The sequence below is a fragment of the Citrobacter sp. KH_055_1 genome (genome assembly GCF_057838705.1).
Map to the genome: position 1 here is coordinate 2,920,751 of NZ_CM174473.1, position 21,182 is coordinate 2,941,932.

Consider the following 21,182-nt stretch of genomic DNA (forward strand, 5'->3'; position numbering starts at 1 on the left):
TAAAATCCTTATACTAGAAACGAACCAGCGCCGAGCCCCAAGTGAATCCACCCCCGAAGGCCTCAAGCAATATCAGCTGACCGGCTTTAATTCGCCCGTCGCGGACGGCTTCGTCCAACGCACATGGAACGGAAGCGGCTGACGTATTGCCATGTCTGTCCAGCGTAACCACGACATTATCCATCGACATGCCCAGCTTTTTCGCCGTCGCGCTGATAATGCGCAAGTTTGCCTGGTGCGGTACCAACCAGTCCAGGGCAGAACGGTCGAGATTATTCGCTGCCAGCGTTTCATCAACGATGTGTGCAAGCTCGGTAACCGCCACTTTAAAGACTTCGTTACCCGCCATGGTCAGATGAATCGGATTCTCCGGATTCACACGATCGGCATTCGGCAGTGTCAACAGTTCGCCATAGCGACCATCAGCATGCAAATGAGTGGAGAGAATGCCTGGCTCTTCTGAGGCACTCAGTACCACCGCGCCAGCACCATCACCAAAAATAATGATCGTCCCGCGATCGGTCGGATCACAAGTACGCGCCAGCACATCAGACCCGATCACCAGCGCGTGCTTCACTGCGCCGGACTTAACGTACAGGTCAGCCACGCTCAGGGCATAAGTAAAACCGGCGCAGGCAGCCGCGACGTCAAACGCCGGGCAGCCTTTAATTTCCAGCATACTTTGGATCTGGCACGCCGCACTCGGAAAAGCGTGCGTTGATGATGTGGTCGCAACCACAATCAGACCAATTTGATCTTTATCGATGCCAGCCATTTCAAGTGCGCGGTTTGCGGCGGCAAAGCCCATCGTCGCAACGGTTTCATTGGGCGCGGCAATATGGCGTTCACGGATACCTGTACGAGTGACAATCCACTCATCAGATGTCTCGACCATTTTTTCCAAATCGGCGTTAGTACGCACTTGTTCAGGCAGATAGCTGCCAGTACCAATAATCTTCGTATACATGTACGCTCAGTCACTTTTTGGTTATATACCGCTACGAACAAATCACGGGTAGGTAGGCTACGCTCTCGACCGCACTATCATCTGCGCGCCCGCGAGCGTGTCGTTTCGCCACCATCCAGCAGTTCGAATCCAGCTGGGTATACAGATTCCAGGCGAGCGGCAATTCGCTGAGGAACTTGTCGCTGCACCGCCTGCACTGCCTGTTCAATCGCGACTTCAAATGCTCGCTGATTGGCCGCACCATGACTTTTTATCACTGTGCCGCGCAATCCTAACAGACAGGCGCCATTATACTGGTCGGGGTTGAGGTGACTGAATCGCCTCGTTAGGCTTTTTTGTAACCAACGTTTTAATAACAGCAGCCACCACGACCGTTTTTTGCCCTCACCCTGAGATTTCAGCAGTGAAAGGAACATTCTTACAACACCTTCCATCGTCTTTAATGTGACATTGCCTGTAAAGCCGTCACAAACCAACACATCGGTTTTGCCAGTCAACAACTCATTGGCTTCAAGATAGCCGATATAGTTAATGGAAGGGATTGTTTTTAGCACAGCAGAAGCATCCCGAATACTGTCGAGACCCTTAGTTTCTTCTTCACCGATATTAAGCAATGCAACGCGAGGGCTGGCAATCCCAACCACCTCTTCTGCCAGCACGGAACCCATGACGGCAAATTGCACCAACATCGTACTGTCGCAATCAACGTTAGCGCCGAGATCCAGCACCACCGTTTTGCCCTTCTGCTGATGCGGCAACACCGTCACCAACGCAGGTCGCTCAATCCCCTCAAGGGGTTTGAGTAATAACTTCGCCAGTCCCATTAGCGCGCCCGTATTACCGGCGCTCACACAGGCTTCTGCACGACCTTCTTTCACGAGCTCCAGGGCAACACGCATAGAGCTACCACGACTGGCGCGGATAGCCTGCGAGGGCCGGGCATCACTGGCAATAACTGACTGAGCAGGGATAATCTGCAGACGTGAACGTTGTTCGAAGTCAGCTTTGGCAAGTAATGGCGTGATTGTATCGGGATCCCCGACTAAAAGAAGTGTGAGTTGCGAATTAGAATTCAGTGCCTGCAGTGCTGCAGGCACTGTCACGGTAGGGCCAAAATCTCCCCCCATGACATCTAACGCCAGGGTTAGACGTGTCAAGGTATCGTCGCTGCTCGGCTAGGTGTTTCCCCAGTTACCCGGGGAAAGCCTCACTAAGCTTCATCACGCTGGTTCTCTTTGTCTTTCTCACCGAGGTGGGAAATTCATTGAGCCATGCGTGATTACTTAGCGATTACCTTACGGCCGCGGTAGAAACCATCGGCAGTGATGTGGTGACGCAGGTGTTGTTCACCAGAAGTTTTGTCTACAGACAGGCTGGTGACTGCGGTCAGAGCGTCATGAGAACGACGCATGCCACGTTTGGAACGGGTTGGTTTATTCTGTTGTACGGCCATGGACCTTACTCCTCAATTACTTACGCTTTAAGCTGGCTAATACGGCAAATGGATTTGGTTTTTGCGCTTCATCAGGCAATTCACCAAAGACCATGTCCGCCTCGGACACTTCACAGTGTTCAGAATCATGCACCGGAACTACCGGCAAGGAGAGGATAATCTCATCTTCAACCATTGCAAGCAGATCGATTTCACCGAATTCGTTAACCTCAATCGGTTCATACGCTTCCGGCAGTGCTTCAGCCTGCTCGTCAGAACGGACAGGACTAAAACAATATGTTGTGTGGACATGGAGTGGGAACGGTTTCCCGCAACGCTGGCATGCGAGCGTAACCGAGACCTTCGCATCACCGGTAATAACGGCAAGACGTTGGTTATCGATCGCGAACGACATGGAGCATTCCACATCACTGTCCACACTGACTACAAAATCGGTGACGCGCTCTAACAGATCAGAAGTATAGATACCTTCATAATCGAGGCGTTTTTGAGCCGTACGAACCGGATCAAGAGTCAGGGGTAATTTTACCTTTTGCATAGGGCGCGCATATTAACTTTGTAACGTCATAGAGTCAAAGAAAAAGGCAGCCTGAGGTTGCCTTTTGCCAATAATTCGCACACATTGCGGGTCATCGACTTAAAATCACTCAAGTCTGGCCATAGCAGCCAACTTGAAGGTCGAGAGCCCTAGTTTAAAATGGCTCTCATCATTACGCTATATGCGAGGGAAAAAATATGCCTCAACTCATTCTTGCGTCTACCTCTCCCTGGCGTCGCGCCTTGCTTGAAAAACTGGCCATCCCGTTCGAATGTGCAGCACCTGAGGTTGATGAAACACCGCAGCCTGGCGAAACACCTCGGCATTTGGTGTTACGTCTGGCCCAGGAAAAAGCGCAATCTCTTGCCCACCGCTACACATCACACCTCATTATTGGATCCGATCAAATCTGTGTACTTGATGGAGAAATAACCGGAAAACCGTTAACAGAAGAAAAGGCCAGACAACAATTAACCAAAGCCAGCGGCAATATTGTGACGTTTTACACCGGACTGGCGCTGTATAATTCTGCAAACGGACATTTACAAACCGAAGTCGAACCGTTCGATGTTCATTTCCGTCATTTAAGCGAGACGGAAATTGACGATTACGTACGCAAAGAACGTCCGTTACATTGTGCCGGCAGTTTTAAAAGCGAGGGATTAGGTATTGCGCTCTTTGAGCGTCTGGAGGGTCGCGATCCTAATACGTTGGTTGGCCTGCCGCTGATTGCGTTGTGTCAAATGCTACGCCGGGAAGAGATGAATCCGCTGAAAGCCTGATTAATCTTCCTGATGGCGACGCGGTGCGTCTTATCAGGCCTACGGCGCATAACGCAATGGTAGGCCTGATAAGCAACGCGCATCAGGCTTTGCTGCGTAATATTTCAAGGCAGCGTTTCAGCTGATTATCCATCGGGGCTTCAACACGCATGACCTCACCGGTCCCCGGATGGGTAAACTTCAATGCTGCGGCATGCAGAAACAGTCGGTTCAGCCCCGTACCGGCCAACTGCTTGTCGAACTCACGGTCGCCATAGCGATCGTCAAAAGCAATAGGATGTCCAGCATACTGGGTATGCACGCGAATCTGGTGGGTCCGCCCGGTTACCGGACTACAGCGCACAAGCGTGGAAAACGCATAGCGCTCTTCCACTTTAAATCGCGTCTCCGACGGTTTACCTTCCTGATTTACCCGCACGATTCGCTCACCGCTTTGCAGAATATTCTTTAACAGCGGCGCCTGTACGGTTTTGACATGCGACTGCCACTGACCTCTTACCAGCGCCAGGTAATCTTTTTGCATTCCCTTTTCGCGCAACTGTTCATGCAGCGAACGCAGTGCGGAACGTTTTTTTGCAACCAACAGCACGCCAGACGTGTCACGGTCGAGGCGATGCACCAATTCAAGGAAACGTGCCTCCGGGCGTAACGCTCGCAGACCTTCAATTACCCCAAAGCTTAATCCACTGCCGCCATGCACGGCCGTGCCTGACGGTTTGTTGAGCACCAGAATATGGTCATCTTCATACAGAATAACATCGGCCAGCGCGGCGACCTTCTGCAGATGCGGTGAAATAGCTTCTTCTTCGCGCTCAGCGACACGCACTGGCGGAATACGCACAATATCTCCGTCTTCGAGCTTGTACTCGGGTTTGATGCGTTTTTTATTCACACGCACTTCGCCCTTACGCAAAATGCGATAAATCATACTTTTTGGCACGCCTTTGAGCTGGGTGCGCAGAAAGTTGTCGATGCGTTGCCCTGCTTCGTCGGCAGTAATGGCAACAATTTTTACGGCTGGAGTCTCTGTTTTCATGGGTGCCGATTTTAAATAGCCATCAAGATTCGCGCCACACATTTTTCTATGCTTATATTAACTGCTATACCCTATTACACAGGTTTGACAGTTTCGATTTGGTGGTTATTAAACCAATCACTGTACGGAAGTGTAAAAACTGTGAGTAACCGGGTGGTAAATGGCAAAAGTCATCTTGCTATAACAAGGTTAGCAGTGGAATAATGAGGTCGTCTCCGTGTTGAATCTTGTTAAAACAAGAACTTTTCCGGAATGACCCAATTTTGCCCGACCGATCATCAACGCAGCAATGGCGTAAGACGTATTGATCTTTCAGGCAGTTAGCGGGCTGCGGGTTGCAGTCCTTACCGGTAAGTGCTCTATGAATTTCGCGTTGTAGGAAGACGGCAAGTCTGGGAACCCCCAAGAATTTACTCCGGTGAGTGACTGGGGTGAGTAGATGAAGCCAACGCACCGATAGCGTGAAAGACGACGAGCATAATGGAAGCGTTTCTGGAGAGTAACACCCAGACTGTTCCCCTGATAATTGCGCTGTGTTTCCGTATGAAATACAGGCAACCGACACTCTGCGCCTCTTTGAGCTGACGATAACCGTGAGGTTGGCGACGCGAATAGACACGAGGCCATCGGTTCACACCCGGAAAGGCATTACTCTGCCCGCAGCTTAGTCGTCAATGTAAGAATAATGAGTAAGTTACGATGAAAAGAATGTTAATTAACGCGACTCAGCAGGAAGAGTTGCGTGTCGCCCTTGTAGATGGGCAGCGTCTGTACGATCTGGATATCGAAAGTCCTGGACACGAGCAGAAAAAAGCCAACATCTATAAAGGTAAAATTACCCGTATTGAACCGAGTCTGGAAGCCGCTTTTGTTGATTATGGCGCTGAACGTCACGGTTTCCTCCCGTTAAAAGAAATTGCCCGCGAATACTTCCCCGCTAACTACAACTCCCATGGCCGTCCCAACATTAAAGATGTGTTGCGCGAAGGTCAGGAAGTGATTGTTCAGATTGATAAAGAAGAACGCGGCAACAAAGGTGCTGCACTGACCACCTTTATCAGCCTGGCGGGTAGTTATTTGGTTCTGATGCCTAACAACCCGCGTGCGGGTGGTATCTCTCGTCGCATCGAAGGCGATGACCGGACAGAACTCAAAGAAGCGCTGGCAAGCCTGGAACTGCCTGATGGCATGGGGCTCATCGTACGCACTGCGGGTGTTGGTAAATCCGCAGAAGCGCTGCAGTGGGACCTGAGTTTCCGTCTGAAGCACTGGGAAGCGATTAAAAAGGCCGCTGACAGCCGCCCTGCTCCGTTCCTGATCCATCAGGAAAGTAATGTCATCGTTCGCGCATTCCGCGACTATTTACGTCAGGATATCGGCGAAATCCTCATTGATAACCCAAAAGTCATGGAGATGGCGCGTCAGCACATCGCCGCGTTGGGTCGTCCGGATTTCAGCAGCAAAATTAAGCTCTACACCGGTGAAATCCCGCTGTTCAGCCACTATCAAATCGAGTCTCAGATTGAGTCTGCGTTCCAGCGTGAAGTACGTCTGCCCTCTGGGGGTTCTATCGTTATCGATAGCACCGAAGCACTGACCGCAATTGATATCAACTCCGCACGTGCCACGCGCGGCGGCGATATCGAAGAGACCGCATTTAATACCAACCTTGAAGCGGCCGATGAAATCGCTCGCCAGCTGCGTCTTCGTGACCTCGGCGGCCTGATTGTTATCGACTTCATCGACATGACGCCGGTTCGTCACCAACGTGCCGTTGAGAACCGTCTGCGTGAAGCCGTTCGTCAGGACCGTGCGCGTATCCAGATTAGCCATATTTCTCGCTTCGGCTTGCTGGAGATGTCCCGTCAGCGTCTTAGCCCGTCATTAGGCGAATCCAGCCATCACGTCTGCCCGCGTTGCTCCGGCACAGGTACAGTGCGTGATAACGAATCGCTGTCGCTGTCTATTCTGCGCCTGATTGAAGAAGAAGCGCTGAAGGAAAACACCCAGGAAGTCCATGCGATTGTCCCGGTGCCGATTGCGTCTTATCTGCTTAACGAAAAACGTACTGCGGTCAATGCCATTGAAACCCGACAGAACGGCGTACGCTGTGTGATCGTGCCCAACGATCAAATGGAAACACCGCACTACTCTGTTCTGCGTGTTCGCAAAGGTGAAGAGACATCGACCCTGAGCTATCTGCTGCCGAAACTGCACGAAGAAGAGATGGCGTTACCGACGGAAGAAGAGTACGTCGAACGTAAACAGCCTGAACAGCCTGCGCTGGCGACCTTCGCCATGCCAGACGTACCGCCAGAACCTGCTCTGCAGGAGCCTGCCGTTACAGCCGTTGCTGCCGCACCAAAAGCAGCTGCAGTCGCAGCAGGATCCGAACAGCCTGGTTTGTTTGGTCGTTTCCTCGGCGCACTGAAGTCCATCTTTGGTGGCAATGAAGAAGCCAAGCCGGTTGAGCAGCCAGCACCGAAAGCGGAAGAGAAATCTTCTGAACGCCAGCAGGATCGTCGTAAGCCTCGTCAGAACAATCGCCGTGACCGCAACGATCGTAACGATCGTCGTGATAATCGCGATAACCGTGGCGAACGTGATAACCGCGATCGTGACAACCGTAATGAACGTTCTGATAGCAGCGAAAACCGCGATGAAAATCGCCGTAACCGTCGCCAGCCGCAGAATGCCGAAGCGCGCGATACCCGCCAGCAATCCACTGATGTTGCTGATAAAGCGAAGTCAGGTGACGAGCAGCAGGCTCCGCGTCGTGAACGCAACCGCCGTCGTAACGACGACAAGCGTCAGGCACCGCAGGAAGTTAAAGAACTGAACCTGGTTGAACAACCGGCACAGGATACGGATCAGGAAGAGCGCGTTCGCCAGCCTCAGACTCGCCGTAAACAGCGTCAGTTGAACCAGAAGGTTCGTTACACCGATAGCGCAACCGTCGAAACCGAAGCCGTAACCGCTGCCGTGGTTACCGAAACGGTTGTGGCTGAGCCTGTGGTTCAGGCCGCTGTTGCCCAGCGAACTGAACTGGCGAAAGTCGACCTGCCTGCCGTTGTCACTACCGAGCATGAAGATAACAACGATGCGCGTGATAACAACGATGCACGTGATAGCAACGGTATGCCGCGTCGTTCTCGCCGCTCGCCTCGCCATCTGCGCGTAAGCGGACAGCGTCGTCGTCGCTATCGTGACGAACGTTACCCGACGCAGTCGCCAATGCCGATTACTGTCGCCTGTGCATCTCCAGAATTAGCCTCTGGTAAAGTCTGGATCCGTTACCCTGTTGCCCGTGCACAGGAACTGCAGGTTGAAGAGCAGCATCAGCAGGAAGTGGCCCAGGTGCAGCCGGTTATCGCCGAGCAGCAAAGCATTGCAGCGGTCGTTGCACCAGCAGTGGAAACCGTAGCGGCATCTGTCGCGGTCACAGAAGCGCCGGTAGTCACCGAAACCGTCGTTGTCGAACCTCAGGTTGTGGCGGTTGAAACCACACATCCGGAGGTTATCGAGACGGCTGTTGAGGAACAACCGCAGTTCATCGTTGACGCTGACGTCCCGGTTGCAGAAGAGGTTGTTGCTGAAGCTGAGCCCGTAGCAAACGTGGTAGAAGCACCGATTACCGAAGAACCTGTCCAGGTTGACGTCGCTGTCGCCCAGCCAGACGTTGCTGAACCGGTTATCGAGGCCGCGCCAATTGCCCCGGTTACGCAGGAAGAAGTCGCACCGGTTGCACCAGTCGTTGTCGCTGAAGCTGTGGTAGAACCTGCGTCTGTTGCCGCTGTACCCGTAACGGTTCACAGCCACGCAACCGCACCGATGACCCGCGCACCTGCGCCGGACTACGAACCAGAAGCGCCGCGTCAGAGCGACTGGCAGCGCCCTGCTTTCGACTTCGAAGGCAAAGGTGCCGCAGGCGGTCACAGCGCCACGCATCAGGCTACTGCCCCAGCCACACGCCCGCAGCCTGTTGAGTAAGCCGTAATCAACATCAAAGCCGACCTTCGGGTCGGCTTTTTTATTTCTTATCGATTTGTTTCATTCCCGTCAGCTGCGGCATCACATCCTTCATCAGCGCCAGAAATTTACGCAGTCGGACCGGATAATAACGCGCCCAGGGATACACCAGATGCACCGGCAGCGATGCCGCAGGCCAGTCTGCGAATAACTCGACTAAACGCCCGTGAACAATATCTTCTTCCACCATCCAGCTTGACACAATGGCTACCCCCAGCCCTGCCAGAGCCGCATTTCTGGCAACATAAATACTGTCCGTGCTTAATCGGGGAGAGATATTTATCGTGATGGGTTCATTTCGCTGTTGATGGCGCAGCGACACACTATGCTGATAAAACGTGTTTACAGCAATCCACGGCAGCGTTGATAACTGTTCGGGATGCGTAGTATCGCCATACTGCGCCAGCAATGCCGGGCTGGCCACAATGCTTCGGGGCACTTCGGCCAGCAGAACGGAGACCGTTGCCGGATCAACTTCCGCACCCACTCGGATCGCGCAATCAATATTGTCGCTAAGGAAATCCACCGTTTTGTCATTGAGCATCCACTCCACCGATAACTGCGGATAACGGGCCAGAAATTGCAGCAGCGGTTCAAGCAGTTGTTGCTGACCAAACGCATGAGGCGCTCGTACCCGCAGCGTACCGACGGGTTCATCCTCCGTGATATTCAGCCCATCTTCCAGCGCTAACCAGGCATCGATAATATGCTTAGCATGCTGATATCCCCGCTCTCCGTCATCGGTCAATTTCATCGCGTGGGTGGTGCGTAAAATCAGTTTCACACCCAGCAGCGTTTCAAGGGATTGCAGTCTCCGACTGACGGTCGCCTGGGTGGTCCCCATCTGTTTTGCCGCCGCAGAGAGCGATCCTGCCTCAACGATGCGCACAAACGTCCGCATCAGCTCCACTCTGTCTATACGCTCATTTTTCAAGATAACCACTTTCATCATACGTCAAACGTATAACTGTTTTACCACCACGCCCGCTACCGTGCCAATGAGCGAAAGATAAAAATAGCCGTACATCCTGTGATTGAGGAATCATTTGTGAACACATCTACCGCACTTTCCCGTTGGGTCATCTTTGTACTGGCACTTGGCGCCGGTTTCAGCGTGGCGGCTATCTACTATGCCCAGCCTCTTCTGCCGCTGATCGGTCAGGACCTGACCTTAAGTCTCACCGGTATGGGGCTGGTGCCGACGCTTACCCAGGCCGGGTACGCGCTGGGGATTTTGTTTCTCTTGCCGCTTGGCGACCGCTATGACCGCCGGACTTTAATCTTGCTGAAAAGCATCTCACTTGCCGTGCTGCTTCTGGCCTGCAGCTTTAGCGGGCAACTGCATTCACTGCTGTTGATTAGCTTGCTGATGGGAATGGCGGCAACCATGGCACAGGACATCGTTCCCGCAGCAGCCATACTCGCCCCCGCGGGGAAACAGGGAAAAACGGTCGGTGCGGTGATGACCGGCCTGTTGCTGGGCATTTTGCTCTCCCGCACCGTCAGTGGTCTGGTGGGCGAAGCGTTTGGCTGGCGCGAGATGTATCAACTCGCCGCCATCAGTATTGCCATTATTACTGTGGTGATGTGGAAAATGCTGCCTCACTTTGCGGCCAATTCCACGCTGAGCTATCCGTCGTTAATGCTCTCAATGGCCAAACTCTGGCAACGGTATCCTGTACTGCGCCGGGCGGCGCTGGCACAGGGATTCCTGTCAATTGCCTTCAGTGCCTTCTGGTCAACACTGGCGGTGATGTTATCCGAGCATTATCACATGGGCAGCGCAGTAGCCGGGGGTTTTGGTATTGCAGGAGCAGCAGGTGCACTTGCCGCACCGCTAGCTGGACATCTTGCAGACAGAATTGGCGGCGAAAAGGTTACGCAACTGGGGGCATTATTAGTGACGCTTTCTTTCGCGCTGATGTTTTTACTGCCCGCCCTGCCGGTTGAGGGACAGTGGCTGCTAATAGCCCTTTCTGCGGTCGGCTTTGATCTTGGGCTACAATCCAGCCTGGTGGCTCACCAGAATCTGGTCTATAGCCTTGAGCCTCAGGCGCGGGGCCGCCTGAACGCCCTACTGTTTACCCTGGTGTTCATTGGCATGGCGTTGGGTTCAGTTCTCGGCACCCAAGTTTACGCCCTGGCAAACTGGCAAGGCGTTGTCGGGTTGGCAACCGTCAGCGGTGCGATTGCTCTGATGATCAGACTGACGGGTAACACCGTGGTGAGTCGGACAAAAACGGCCTAAAAAAATGCCCGCGCCGGGGTGTAAGTGGCGCGGGCAGACAAACATATCCAGTTTCATGATATGTTTCAAAAAAAGGCGTTAACGATTTAACTGGAACAACGACATTCCCTGCATATCGGTAAACGCTTTATAGGATGCCTGCAGCGCAGCCTGCTGCATAACATAGGACGAAATCGCTGCGTTCCAGTCGACATCCACCAGGTTACTCATCTGCTGAGTTTGCCCTAATGCGCGATCGGTACCCAGTGAATCCAGCGAGCTCAACTCACTGAGCTGTGTGCCTAATTCAGCACGCACAGACAGGACGTTATTAAGCGAGTTCTTCAGGCCACGGCTGGTTTTATCAATAGCGGCTGCCGCTTTATCTTTTGCCACATCATCCCCAGCAACCGGCGTTTTGAGGGCATCAATAGCGGTATCCAGCATTTTGAACAGGCTCTTTTCCTGGGTTCCACCCGCGGGTTCCGGCACCGCATTACTGGTCAATTCGGCAAATATTTTATCCCCGGTATGGCCAATCACCATGGTACGGGCAGCATCGACCTGCTGGGTCACGTTTTGGGTTCCGCCAGTATAGGTACCATCAGCCTGGGCAAATGGTGCACTTTCTGTTTTATATCCACCGAAAATATAGCGCCCGTTGCCATCGGTGCTGTTCGCCAGGTTCATCAGCTGATCGCGGATCCCCTGTAAATCAGTTGCCAACGATGCACGGTCATCATCACTTAACGTCCCGTTAGCAGCATGGACAATTTTTTCCTGCGCGCTCTGAATAGCCGTCGTTACCTGCCCCAACACGTTTTCTTCCAGTGAGACTTTTTGCGTGGCGAAAGAGCGCGCCAGCGTGTACTGGCTGTTTTGTGCCTGAGCCTGAGACAGCACCACGGCCTGTGAGGCGGCAATCGGATCGTCAGACGGATTAATGACCCGTTTACCCGTCGACATTTGCTCGCCGAATTTCATCCATTCCGCCTGAGAGTTGGTGATGCCCCGCATGTTCTGCTGGTACATCATCTGGGTACTGATACGCATTGATTCCCTCTCCCTTAGCGAATATTAATCAGTGCATCAAACAACGCATTCGCGGTTTGCAGCACCTGGGCGTTAGCCAGGTAGTACTGCTGATAGCGCTGCAAATTGCCGTACTCTTCGTCGAGATTCACCCCGGAGATGGACTGCTGCTGATTAGAGAGCTGCGTGACCACGTTGTTTTGCGTGGTGCTGCTGGTTTTCAGCGTCGCGGTTTTGTTACCGACATCGCTTACCAGCGTGGCATAGGCATCGTTGAAGGTTTTATTCCCGACGGTGGCCTTATTTTGTAGATCCAACAGTTTCTGACCGTTACGGTTGTCGCTTGCGCCCGTCTCCGCAGCAGGATCGGTCTTTTTCTCTGACGCCATGGCAATTTTTGACTCGTCGGTCACCATCACTTTCATATTGACGATGGCGTCGCTAACCGGCTTCAGAATAAAACTGTCATTATCGTTAGCTCCGGTGGGATTATCCGTTACCGTCACTTTCAGACCATCAATATCCAGTTTACCGCTGGCATCCGGTTTTGCTTCAAACGTCGTATTATCCGCCAGGCGCGTGACTTGCCATTTACCACCGTTAAACACAACTTTATAGTCAGTCGCCTGCACTTTCGAACTATCATCAACTTCAGCGGTTAACTCCGCTTTGCCGGTGTTTTTAGCATTACTGGTCACCGACGGATCGCCGATGGCAAAGAAATCCTTACCCGCAACACCATCAGTATCAAAACCGGCTTTATGCTGTGTGTTAAAGGCGTCGGCAAAAGCCAGTGCCAATTGGCCCAGCGTATTACGCGTCTGGTCCAGTTCCTGAGAGCGAAACGTCAGCAACCCACCCAGTGAGCCGGTATTGAGCAGTTTTTCTGGAATTTCAATATTACCCGCAACCCCATCGACATAGGCCACGGTGGTGCGGGTGGTATCGGCACTGGACGGTACGGCAGCAAGCTGACGTGCGCTACTGCCCTGCACCAGCGAATAGCCATTCGCCATGGTGACGTTATAGGTGCCGCCGTCTTGAACGCTGACTTCAACGCCGACAATCTTGTTTAATTCGCTCACCAACTGGTCGCGCTGGTCCAGCAGATCGTTCGGTGAAGCGCCCGCGCCGACGCCGGTCAGACGAGAGATTTGATCGTTGAGACTGGCAATTTGCTTCGAGTAGTTATTGATCTGGTCAACACTGGCGGAAATCGCGGTATTAACCTGTTTATCCTGATCGCGCAGATACTGATCGGTGGTTTTAAACTGGTTGACTAAGCCGTCTGCTTTGCCAATCAATGCCTGACGCGCCGCCGGGTCTTCTGCGTTACTGACCAACGTTTGTAAGCTGGTGAAAAAGCCCTGCATCGAGGTAGAAATAGAGCTGGTCTTGCTGGCGAGCAGGTTATCGATTTTCGACATTTGCTCATAACGCGTTGTCAGACCGCTGCTTTGGTTCTGCGCAGCGCGTAACTGATTACTGATAAATGAATCATACTCACGCTGCACGCCAGAAACATAGACGCCATTGCCAACCCAGCCCCCCGCACCCAGCGTGCTGTTTGCTTGCGCCATAATGGTCGTCTGGCGGGTATACCCTGCCACGTTATAGCTGGAGATGTTATTACTGGCTGTGTTCAACGCGGCCTGCGCTGCGCTAAGACCACTCATGGCGTTGTTAATCAAGCTGGACATGGAGGTTCCTTGTAATCCTTCAATACTCGTTATTATCGGCAGCAGATGGGTAGACTTGAGTTATTTAAAACAGATTGTCGAGATTGCTACTGTAAGTTTTACTCACTTTCTCGCTCATCGACTTCAGCTGCTGGATCATGGTGGTTAATTTACGCGCATAGTGCGGATCGGTGGCGTAGCCTGCATTCTGCAAGGCCTGCGCACCCTGTTCGGCAGTCGCCGCACCGGTTACCGCGGCGTAGCGCGGATTACGCGATATCAGCCCGACATAATCCGACAGCGCCTCAAGGTACGAGCTATAGACACGGAATCGGGCTTTCACTTTTTTCGCCTCACCGTTTTCATATTCGGTAGTGGTGATTTCGGTGGTCGGCCCTTTCCAGCTCCCCGAAGCCTTCACGCCGAAAATGTTAAAGCTCGGCTCACCGTTCTCACGGCGGATTTGGCGTTGCCCCCAGCCGGATTCCAGCGCCGCCTGTGCCAGGATCAGATGATGCGGTACCCCGCTTTGTTGACTCGCCAGTTTTGCTGGTAGCGATAGCTGAGCAAGGAAGTCTTTACTGTCGCCCGACAGCGGTTCATCGTTCCCTTCCGTCGCTTTCGGTAGCGCTTTACGCACCATCTGCGTCAGTGCCTGGTTTTGATAGCTGGTCACCGTTTCCAGTGAAAACTTCATCGGTACCTGCGGCGCATCATCCGCAGGCGTCCCCTGGCCTTCGGTCATCTGCTTAACCATCATTTCAGCCAGCCCCAGACCTTTGCCTGCTGTCATCTGCTGGGCTACCTGCTGGTCATACATGCTGGTGTACAAGCGCGTCGAGTCGCTGCTAAAGACGCCATCTTTTGGCAGCGCTTCACGCATGCTTTTCAGCATCATCTGGACAAACATCCCTTCAACCTGGCGGGCGACCGGGCGGATATTTGCCGCCGGATCCTGACCCGCCTTCGCTTTCAGTTCGTTCAGCGATTGCGCATCCCAGGCGGCGCTGGTCAGCAGTTTGCTGTCGCCAATCATCAGATAATTTCCAGTTTGGCGCGTAAACAACCCGCACTTTGCATGGATTGCAGAATTGACATCAAATCCATTGGCGTGGCACCGAGCGCATTGAGGGCGCGAACCACATTGTTCAGATTGGCGCTGGAGCGCACGCTCTGCAATGAGCCGCCGCTTTGACGCATATCGATTTGGGTTTGCGGGGTAACCACGGTTTGCCCACCGCCAAACGGCGTATCGGGCTGACTAACGTTGGCCTGGCGATTCACCGTGATAGACAAGTTGCCCTGCGCGACCGCGCAACTGTCCAACGTAACTTCGCGGTTCATCACTACCGATCCCGTACGGGAGTTGATAATCACCTTCGCATCCTGCGGCGTTACGTTCACTTCTATATTCTGGATATCAGCGAGGAAGCGCACCTGTGAGCTATTGCCGCTAGGCACACGCACCTGAATCGTACGCGCATCCAGCGCCGTGGCGCTGCCAAACCCACGCGAACGGTTAATGGTGTCGGTTATCTGCTGTGCCAGGGTAAAGTCTTCATTATTCAGCTGCAGATTGAGGGTGTTTCCGCCACCAAACTGGCTAGGAAGTTCGCGTTCAATAGTGGCCCCGTTGGTGATCCGCCCACCGTTGAGCTGGTTCACCTGAACGCTACTGCCGCCCGCTGCCGCACCGGCGCCGCCGACTAAAATATTGCCCTGCGCCAGCGCATACACCTGGCTATCAACCCCTTTCATCGGGGTCATCAGCAGCGTCCCGCCGCGCAGGCTTTTGGCATTACCCATTGAAGAGACCACAACGTCAATGGTTTGTCCCTGACGTCCAAACGCCGGAAAGGATGCAGTCACCATCACCGCCGCCACGTTTTTCAACTGCATATTGGTGCCGGTCGGCACGGTGATCCCCAGTTGAGAGAGCATGTTATTGAGCGTTTGGGTGGTGAACGGCGTCTGGGTGGTCTGGTCACCCGTGCCGTCCAGCCCCACCACCAGCCCGTAGCCAATCAGCGAGTTTTCACGCACACCCTGAACGCTGGTCAGATCGCGAATACGATCGGCATGGGCCAATGTAGTTGCCAGCATCAGGACCATTGCAACAAGAGTTTTAAACACAGAAAGCCTCGCTTACATCGGTGACAAATTAAGGAAGAAACGCTGCAACCAGCCCATATTCTGCGCTTCGTTGATATAGCCGTTACCGACATACTCAATACGTGCATCCGCCACCTGGGTTGACGGAACAGAGTTGCTGCCGCTGATGGTGCGCGGGTTAACCACCCCGGAGAAGCGGATAAATTCAGTGCCCTGGTTTATGGCGATCTGCTTTTCACCCACAACGTGTAAATTGCCGTTGACCAGAACCTGATCGACGGTCACGGTCAGCGTACCGCTAAAGGTGTTACGGGCATTGGCGCCACCTTTACCATTAAAGGAGTTCCCACCGGACGCTTCTACGTCAGCACGCTCGTTGCCAAACAGTCCCTGCAGGTAGCGCGGCACCGTGTCGAAACCAAAGTTTGTTTTGCCATCACGGCTGGCGTTAGCAGAAGAGCTTTTGCTCGCACTGACGTTTTCCTGTAATACGATAGTTAGCGTATCGCCAACATTGCGCGGACGGCGGTCTTCAAATAGCGGCTGGTAGCCATAGTTAACTGGCTGCGCAGACTGAAAAATTGATCCATTCGCCACCGGCGTTGGGCCAGGTATCGGCTGGGCAGAGGTCGCCCCCTGAACCAGCGGCGTGGCCGGGATCCAGGCACATCCTGTCAGTGACACCACCAGCAGGGCCGTAATCGGATATGGGTGAAGCGCGTTTTTTCGCATTGCCTTCATCTTCTACATCAGTGTGCCGGTGAGGTTTTCACCCCACCGGACAACACGTTAGAGTTGCGTCAGTTTTTGCAGCATCTGATCGGTAGTCGACACCGCTTTGCTGTTGATTTCGTAAGCACGTTGAACCTGGATCATATTCACCAGCTCTTCCGCCACGTTGACGTTAGAGGTTTCAACATAGCCCTGATACAGCAGACCCGCACCGTTAAGCCCTGGCGTGCTCTCGTTCGGCGCACCTGAAGATTGCGTCTCGGTGTACAGGTTCTCACCAATGCTTTCCAGTCCGGTATCGTTCATAAAGGTGGTCAGGTTGAGCTGGCCTACCTGTACCGGCGCCGCCTGTCCTTGCTGGGTTACGCTGACGATGCCATCACGCCCGATAGTGATGCTGAGCGAGTTCGCTGGAATGGTGATCGCTGGCTGAACCTGAAAACCGCCTGCCGTCACCAGTTGGCCGTTCTGATCCACCTGGAAAGAACCGTCACGCGTATAAGCAGAGGTACCATCCGGCAACATGACCTGGAAAAAACCCTGGCCTTTAATCGCCACATCTTTGCTGTTATTGGTCTGTGACAGGTTGCCCTGACTGTGTAAACGCTCGGTCGCCACCGGACGCACACCGGTACCGATTTGCAAACCCGAAGGCAGTACGGTCTGTTCAGAAGACTGCGCGCCCGGTTGACGAATCGTCTGGTACAACAGATCTTCAAACACCGCACGCTGACGCTTGAAACCATTGGTGCTGACGTTTGCCAGGTTGTTGGCAATCACATCCATGTTGGTTTGCTGTGCATCCAGGCCGGTTTTGGCGATCCATAATGAACTGATCATAAAATGTCCTGTATTAACTCATCGACAGCAGTTGGTTGGCGCGACCCGCGTTATCATCCACGCTACTGATAATCTTCATCTGCATTTCGAAGCGACGGGCGCTGGCGATCATGTCGCTCATCGCGGCAACTGGTTTGACGTTGCTGCCCTCCAGCACACCCGACATCACGCGGATGCTGGGATCGGCCGGAAGCGTCGGGCCACGGGTCGCCTGTGCCGCCGCGCTCAGACGGAACATACCGTCATCACCACGCTGTACTTCACTTCCCGTCGCCTTCACCAGCTTCAGACGCCCGACAGGCGCCACGGTGTTCGCCGGATCGCCTGGGTTCAGCGCAGAAATCGTCCCGTCAGCAGCAATGGTGATTTCTGAACCTTCCGGTACCGCTATTGGCCCGGCTTCGCCAATCACCGGGTGTCCCTGAATGGTCAGTTCACCGGTGGGGCTTACCTGAATTGCGCCATTACGGGTGTACCCTTCACTGCCGTTAGCGGTCTGAACCGCCAGCCAGCCGTCCTGTTGCAGCGCAACGTCCAGCGGGCGGGAGGTGTAGTCCATCTGACCTGGCGTCATATCAGCCCCTGGCGTGGAGGCCACCACCAGCGTACGCGTCGGTAAAGAGAGCCCTTCAACCGGCACCGCACGTAGCGCATTAAGCTGCGCGCGGAAACCCGGCGTTGAGGCGTTTGCCAGATTGCTGGCCGTCACCGCCTGTTGGTTCAGCGTCTGACTGGCCGCGCCCATGGCGGTATAAATTGCGTGATCCATTAAGCCATCCCGTCAAGCGCTTAGCGCAGGTTGACCAGCGTGTTGAGGATCTGATCCTGGGTTTTGATGGTCTGCGCGTTCGACTGATAGTTACGCTGGGCGACGATCATGTTCACCAGTTCTTTACTCAAATCCACGTTCGATGCTTCCAGCGCGCCGTTCGTCAGCTTGCCGAAGTTACCGGTGCCCGCGGTGCCCAGCAGCGCGACGCCAGAAGACTGTGTCGCGGCCCAGACGTTATCGCCCTGAGAAGCCAGACCTTCGTTGTTGGCAAAGTTAGCCAGCACGATCTGCCCCAGAAGTTGCTTCTGTTCGTTGGAGTAGTTACCCACCACCGTGCCGTCATCGTTAATCTGGTAGCTCACCAGATCGCCCGGTTTGTAGCCGTTCTGATTCGTCGCAACGATGTTATTGGCGCCGGTATTCTGCTGCATGGAATTGAGGAAACTCAGAGAGAAACCCGCAGGGACCGCGCCATTGATAGCACCAGTGGTTATCTGAATTTGCGGCTGGGCATTGGCGGGGCCTTCAACAAGAATTTTGGGGCCAGTCGGATCTAACGGATCCACAGGTACCGTACCCGGAATATAGTTATTCACTGAGGCCAGCGTGCCATTAGCGCTGAAGTTCATCACCGCATTTTTAGTCGCGGGAGAGCCCGCCACGCTGGCATCCTGGGTGTAAACATCCCATTTGTTATCCGTCGTTTTGACATAAAAAACATTCATGTCATGGGCATTACCCTGGCTATCGAAAACGGTAACGCTGCCTTTTTTGTTGTAGGAGTCCGCATCGCTTGGGTTAAACGGGGTCTTGGTTGGAACCTTGTCAGTGGAGTTCAGGTTGATCTGCATAGACGCGGTGGTCGTGGATTTCGCCGCCATCAGCGTATTCGGAATCGTGATCGGTGCCGGGTTTGCGCCCTGCTGTACCGTCGGCGGTGTGCCGGTGGCCGGATAGCCCGTCAACTGCAGCCCCTGCATGTTGACGATATTACGGTTTTCATCGAGCTTGAACTGACCGTTTCGGCTGAAGAAAACAGACCCATTGCTGTCGACCATACGGAAGAATCCGTTCTGGCTAATGGCAACGTCCAGCCCACGGCCGGTGTTGGTGGTAGTGCCATCGGTAAAGTCCTGGGTAATACCCGCAACTTTAACGCCCAGACCCACTTTGGAACCGGCAAACATATCCGCAAAGGAAGCGGTACCGGACTTAAACCCGTAGGTCGCGGAGTTGGCGATGTTGTTACCAATGACATCGAGGTTGGTCGCTGCAGCGTTCAGACCGCTGACCGCTTGAGAAAAGGCCATGACTTACTCCTGATAAGTGTGAAGGCTTAGATGATCTGCCGTACTTCGTCGAGGGTGGTGGTTCCATAGGTGCCGAGGTCCAGCGTGTTACCGCCGTTGCTGCGAATAACCCCCTGCACCAACGCAAACTGAAGTGGCTGCGCCACAAGCTGCGTCCCCCCATTGCTGGCGGATATCGCCACGTTGTAGGAACCACTTGGGGCCGCTGTGCCATCCGTCATGGTGCCGTCCCAGGTGAAGGTGTGAACCCCCGCCTTCAGCTCACCAATATCGATCGTGCGCACGACCTTGCCGTCTTTATCGGTAATGGTGGCAGTGACCTTATCGGCTGGCTGCTGCAGCTCAACGCCAAACGGTGTCGTGGTGGTGGTCGCCCCCTCTTCCGTCCCTTTCCCGGTCAGGATCATGGTACCTGGAATCATCACGCCATGACCAATCAAGGTACTGGCCTGCAGCGACTGACTGTTGTCTATCTGTCCAGAAATCGACCCCAGCGTAGTATTCAGCTTTTCAATCCCGCTGACAGTACTGATTTGCGCCAGCTGGGTGGTGAGTTCGTTGTTTTGCAAGGGGTTGGTCGGATCCTGGTTTTTCAGCTGCGCGACTAACAGCGTCAGAAAGCTGCTTTGCAGATCGGCGGCATTGCTGCCCGTCAGTGAACTGTTGTTACTGGCTGCATTCACGCCCGTGCTGCTCGGGTCATTCATTTTTACCGAAATTGACATGTGCGGCTCCTTTACTGGCCTAGCGTCAGCGTTTTAAGCATCAAACTTTTTACGGTATTGAGCACTTCGACGTTTGCCTGATAGCTGCGTGAGGCTGACATGGTGTTGACCATCTCTCCGACCACATCCACATTGGGCATTTTGACGTAACCGTTCGCATCGGCCAGCGGATTACCCGGTTCATAAACCAGCTTGTCCGGCGCCTGGCTCTCAATCACATCAGCGACTTTTACGCCACCGGTAGCCGCACCCGGCGCGGCGTTAACCTGAAAAACAACCTGCTTCGCGCGATACGGTTGACCGTCAGGTCCCGTCACGCTGTCCGCATTCGCCATATTGCTCGCCGCCACGTTCAGGCGCTGGGATTGCGCGGTCAGCGCCGAACCTGCGATATCAAAAATATTTAACAACGCCACGAATTAGTTCCCTCCTTGCAGCACGGTCATCATGCCCTTGATTTGTCCACCCAATGCGGTGAGCCCCATCTGATACTTCAGACTGTTATCGGCAAACTGCGTACGCTCGCGGTCCATATCCACCGTATTGCCATCCAGCGACGGTTGGTCCGGAATGCGATAAAGCAACTCCGTCGAAGGTGCAGAAAGTGTCTGGGCCGGAATATGTTGTGCAGAGGTCAGCGTCAACGAGACACCGCCGGTTTCTTCCCGTCCACGCACCATGACTTTTTTTAATTCACTGGCGAAATCCAGGTCGCGCGCCTGATACCCCGGCGTGTCGGCGTTGGCAATGTTGGCCGCTAATACTTCCTGGCGTTGGGCGCGCAGATTCAGCGCTTCCTGTTGAAAACGTAAGGCGGCGTCGAGCTTATCGAGCATATCTCCTCCGCAAATGACAAAATTCAGCCGACAGCTTAAATCCCATTACGCGCGCGTTATCGCTGGAATAAGCGCAAAATGCGTCGCTATTTGTTGCGTTGATGGCGGCGTC

General features: G+C 53.8%; 20 protein-coding genes. 3 read left to right on the forward strand and 17 right to left on the reverse strand.

The window, feature by feature from the left end; translation table 11 throughout:
* Window positions 1-13: 13 nt before the first annotated feature.
* The 4 genes from fabH to yceD all read right to left on the reverse strand — a co-directional run bounded on the left by fabH (window position 14) and on the right by yceD (window position 2,958).
* Window positions 14-967, reverse strand: coding sequence for a beta-ketoacyl-ACP synthase III (gene fabH / locus AC3ITF_RS13905; RefSeq protein ID WP_096757547.1), 954 nt, complete (start codon window positions 965-967; stop codon window positions 14-16).
* Between the two features lie 77 nt (window positions 968-1,044).
* A complete protein-coding gene (plsX, locus tag AC3ITF_RS13910; protein WP_096759432.1) occupies window positions 1,045-2,124 on the reverse strand; it encodes a phosphate acyltransferase PlsX in 1,080 nt (359 codons plus the stop codon).
* Window positions 2,125-2,246: 122 nt separating this feature from the next.
* Window positions 2,247-2,420: a 50S ribosomal protein L32 gene (rpmF, locus tag AC3ITF_RS13915; protein WP_003036242.1), complete on the reverse strand. Its 174-nt coding sequence runs from the start codon at window positions 2,418-2,420 to the stop codon at window positions 2,247-2,249.
* Between the two features lie 16 nt (window positions 2,421-2,436).
* On the reverse strand, window positions 2,437-2,958 hold the full coding sequence (yceD, locus tag AC3ITF_RS13920; protein ID WP_115258860.1) for a 23S rRNA accumulation protein YceD: 522 nt from the start codon (window positions 2,956-2,958) through the stop codon (window positions 2,437-2,439).
* 197 nt (window positions 2,959-3,155) lie between these two features.
* Here yceD and AC3ITF_RS13925 point away from each other — a divergent pair, with 197 nt between their 5' ends.
* Window positions 3,156-3,740, forward strand: a complete 585-nt coding sequence (locus AC3ITF_RS13925; protein WP_096757549.1) for a Maf family protein — start codon at window positions 3,156-3,158, stop codon at window positions 3,738-3,740.
* Window positions 3,741-3,822: 82 nt separating this feature from the next.
* On the opposite strand, the gene rluC is transcribed toward AC3ITF_RS13925, so the two are convergent.
* Complete coding sequence (rluC, locus tag AC3ITF_RS13930; protein WP_168246964.1) at window positions 3,823-4,776, reverse strand: 23S rRNA pseudouridine(955/2504/2580) synthase RluC; 954 nt, start codon at window positions 4,774-4,776, stop codon at window positions 3,823-3,825.
* A gap of 699 nt (window positions 4,777-5,475) precedes the next feature.
* Between rluC and rne the strand changes: the two genes are divergently transcribed.
* Window positions 5,476-8,766 (forward strand): ribonuclease E, encoded by a 3,291-nt coding sequence (rne, locus tag AC3ITF_RS13935; RefSeq protein WP_181625505.1) that lies wholly within the window; start codon window positions 5,476-5,478, stop codon window positions 8,764-8,766.
* A gap of 40 nt (window positions 8,767-8,806) precedes the next feature.
* Here the strand turns inward: rne and AC3ITF_RS13940 are convergent, their stop codons facing one another.
* Window positions 8,807-9,742, reverse strand: a complete 936-nt coding sequence (locus tag AC3ITF_RS13940; RefSeq protein ID WP_164496610.1) for a LysR family transcriptional regulator — start codon at window positions 9,740-9,742, stop codon at window positions 8,807-8,809.
* A gap of 111 nt (window positions 9,743-9,853) precedes the next feature.
* On the opposite strand from AC3ITF_RS13940, the gene AC3ITF_RS13945 reads away from it, so the two are divergent.
* A complete protein-coding gene (locus AC3ITF_RS13945) occupies window positions 9,854-11,053 on the forward strand; it encodes an MFS transporter (RefSeq protein ID WP_181631358.1) in 1,200 nt (399 codons plus the stop codon).
* 78 nt (window positions 11,054-11,131) lie between these two features.
* Here the strand turns inward: AC3ITF_RS13945 and flgL are convergent, their stop codons facing one another.
* From flgL to flgB, 11 genes are all read right to left on the reverse strand, one after another.
* Window positions 11,132-12,085, reverse strand: a complete 954-nt coding sequence (gene flgL / locus AC3ITF_RS13950; protein WP_115258863.1) for a flagellar hook-associated protein FlgL — start codon at window positions 12,083-12,085, stop codon at window positions 11,132-11,134.
* A 14-nt stretch (window positions 12,086-12,099) separates the two neighbouring features.
* Window positions 12,100-13,764 (reverse strand): flagellar hook-associated protein FlgK, encoded by a 1,665-nt coding sequence (gene flgK, locus AC3ITF_RS13955; protein WP_181637863.1) that lies wholly within the window; start codon window positions 13,762-13,764, stop codon window positions 12,100-12,102.
* Window positions 13,765-13,828: 64 nt separating this feature from the next.
* Window positions 13,829-14,779 (reverse strand): flagellar assembly peptidoglycan hydrolase FlgJ, encoded by a 951-nt coding sequence (flgJ, locus tag AC3ITF_RS13960; protein WP_117341764.1) that lies wholly within the window; start codon window positions 14,777-14,779, stop codon window positions 13,829-13,831.
* Window positions 14,779-15,876 carry a flagellar basal body P-ring protein FlgI gene (locus AC3ITF_RS13965; protein ID WP_096757557.1) on the reverse strand — a complete coding sequence of 366 codons (1,098 nt, stop codon included), beginning with the start codon at window positions 15,874-15,876 and terminating at the stop codon, window positions 14,779-14,781. The genes flgJ and AC3ITF_RS13965 overlap by 1 nt, the downstream gene beginning before the upstream one ends.
* Before the next feature lie 12 nt (window positions 15,877-15,888).
* Window positions 15,889-16,587: a flagellar basal body L-ring protein FlgH gene (locus AC3ITF_RS13970; RefSeq protein WP_096757558.1), complete on the reverse strand. Its 699-nt coding sequence runs from the start codon at window positions 16,585-16,587 to the stop codon at window positions 15,889-15,891.
* Between the two features lie 57 nt (window positions 16,588-16,644).
* Window positions 16,645-17,427 (reverse strand): flagellar basal-body rod protein FlgG, encoded by a 783-nt coding sequence (gene flgG / locus AC3ITF_RS13975; RefSeq protein WP_045441663.1) that lies wholly within the window; start codon window positions 17,425-17,427, stop codon window positions 16,645-16,647.
* Window positions 17,428-17,440: 13 nt separating this feature from the next.
* Window positions 17,441-18,196 (reverse strand): flagellar basal body rod protein FlgF, encoded by a 756-nt coding sequence (locus tag AC3ITF_RS13980; protein ID WP_096757559.1) that lies wholly within the window; start codon window positions 18,194-18,196, stop codon window positions 17,441-17,443.
* A gap of 20 nt (window positions 18,197-18,216) precedes the next feature.
* A complete protein-coding gene (flgE, locus tag AC3ITF_RS13985; RefSeq protein ID WP_489175762.1) occupies window positions 18,217-19,509 on the reverse strand; it encodes a flagellar hook protein FlgE in 1,293 nt (430 codons plus the stop codon).
* 26 nt (window positions 19,510-19,535) lie between these two features.
* A complete protein-coding gene (flgD, locus tag AC3ITF_RS13990; protein ID WP_489175763.1) occupies window positions 19,536-20,234 on the reverse strand; it encodes a flagellar hook assembly protein FlgD in 699 nt (232 codons plus the stop codon).
* Between the two features lie 11 nt (window positions 20,235-20,245).
* Window positions 20,246-20,650: a flagellar basal body rod protein FlgC gene (flgC, locus tag AC3ITF_RS13995; protein ID WP_096757562.1), complete on the reverse strand. Its 405-nt coding sequence runs from the start codon at window positions 20,648-20,650 to the stop codon at window positions 20,246-20,248.
* Window positions 20,651-20,653: 3 nt separating this feature from the next.
* Complete coding sequence (gene flgB, locus AC3ITF_RS14000; protein WP_096757563.1) at window positions 20,654-21,070, reverse strand: flagellar basal body rod protein FlgB; 417 nt, start codon at window positions 21,068-21,070, stop codon at window positions 20,654-20,656.
* Window positions 21,071-21,182: the final 112 nt, after the last annotated feature.

What these genes read in the sequence shown, in the direction of transcription:
- flgJ (WP_117341764.1), bottom strand. Translation starts at nt 14,779, where the DNA reads ATGATTGGCGACAGCAAACTGCTGACCAGCGCCGCCTGGGATGCGCAA.
- flgL (WP_115258863.1), bottom strand. Translation starts at nt 12,085, where the DNA reads ATGCGTATCAGTACCCAGATGATGTACCAGCAGAACATGCGGGGCATC.
- flgE (WP_489175762.1), bottom strand. Translation starts at nt 19,509, where the DNA reads ATGGCCTTTTCTCAAGCGGTCAGCGGTCTGAACGCTGCAGCGACCAAC.
- flgG (WP_045441663.1), bottom strand. Translation starts at nt 17,427, where the DNA reads ATGATCAGTTCATTATGGATCGCCAAAACCGGCCTGGATGCACAGCAA.
- rpmF (WP_003036242.1), bottom strand. Translation starts at nt 2,420, where the DNA reads ATGGCCGTACAACAGAATAAACCAACCCGTTCCAAACGTGGCATGCGT.
- rluC (WP_168246964.1), bottom strand. Translation starts at nt 4,776, where the DNA reads ATGAAAACAGAGACTCCAGCCGTAAAAATTGTTGCCATTACTGCCGAC.
- AC3ITF_RS13980 (WP_096757559.1), bottom strand. Translation starts at nt 18,196, where the DNA reads ATGGATCACGCAATTTATACCGCCATGGGCGCGGCCAGTCAGACGCTG.
- flgB (WP_096757563.1), bottom strand. Translation starts at nt 21,070, where the DNA reads ATGCTCGATAAGCTCGACGCCGCCTTACGTTTTCAACAGGAAGCGCTG.
- rne (WP_181625505.1), top strand. Translation starts at nt 5,476, where the DNA reads ATGAAAAGAATGTTAATTAACGCGACTCAGCAGGAAGAGTTGCGTGTC.
- flgD (WP_489175763.1), bottom strand. Translation starts at nt 20,234, where the DNA reads ATGTCAATTTCGGTAAAAATGAATGACCCGAGCAGCACGGGCGTGAAT.
- flgK (WP_181637863.1), bottom strand. Translation starts at nt 13,764, where the DNA reads ATGTCCAGCTTGATTAACAACGCCATGAGTGGTCTTAGCGCAGCGCAG.
- fabH (WP_096757547.1), bottom strand. Translation starts at nt 967, where the DNA reads ATGTATACGAAGATTATTGGTACTGGCAGCTATCTGCCTGAACAAGTG.
- yceD (WP_115258860.1), bottom strand. Translation starts at nt 2,958, where the DNA reads ATGCAAAAGGTAAAATTACCCCTGACTCTTGATCCGGTTCGTACGGCT.
- AC3ITF_RS13970 (WP_096757558.1), bottom strand. Translation starts at nt 16,587, where the DNA reads ATGCGAAAAAACGCGCTTCACCCATATCCGATTACGGCCCTGCTGGTG.
- AC3ITF_RS13925 (WP_096757549.1), top strand. Translation starts at nt 3,156, where the DNA reads ATGCCTCAACTCATTCTTGCGTCTACCTCTCCCTGGCGTCGCGCCTTG.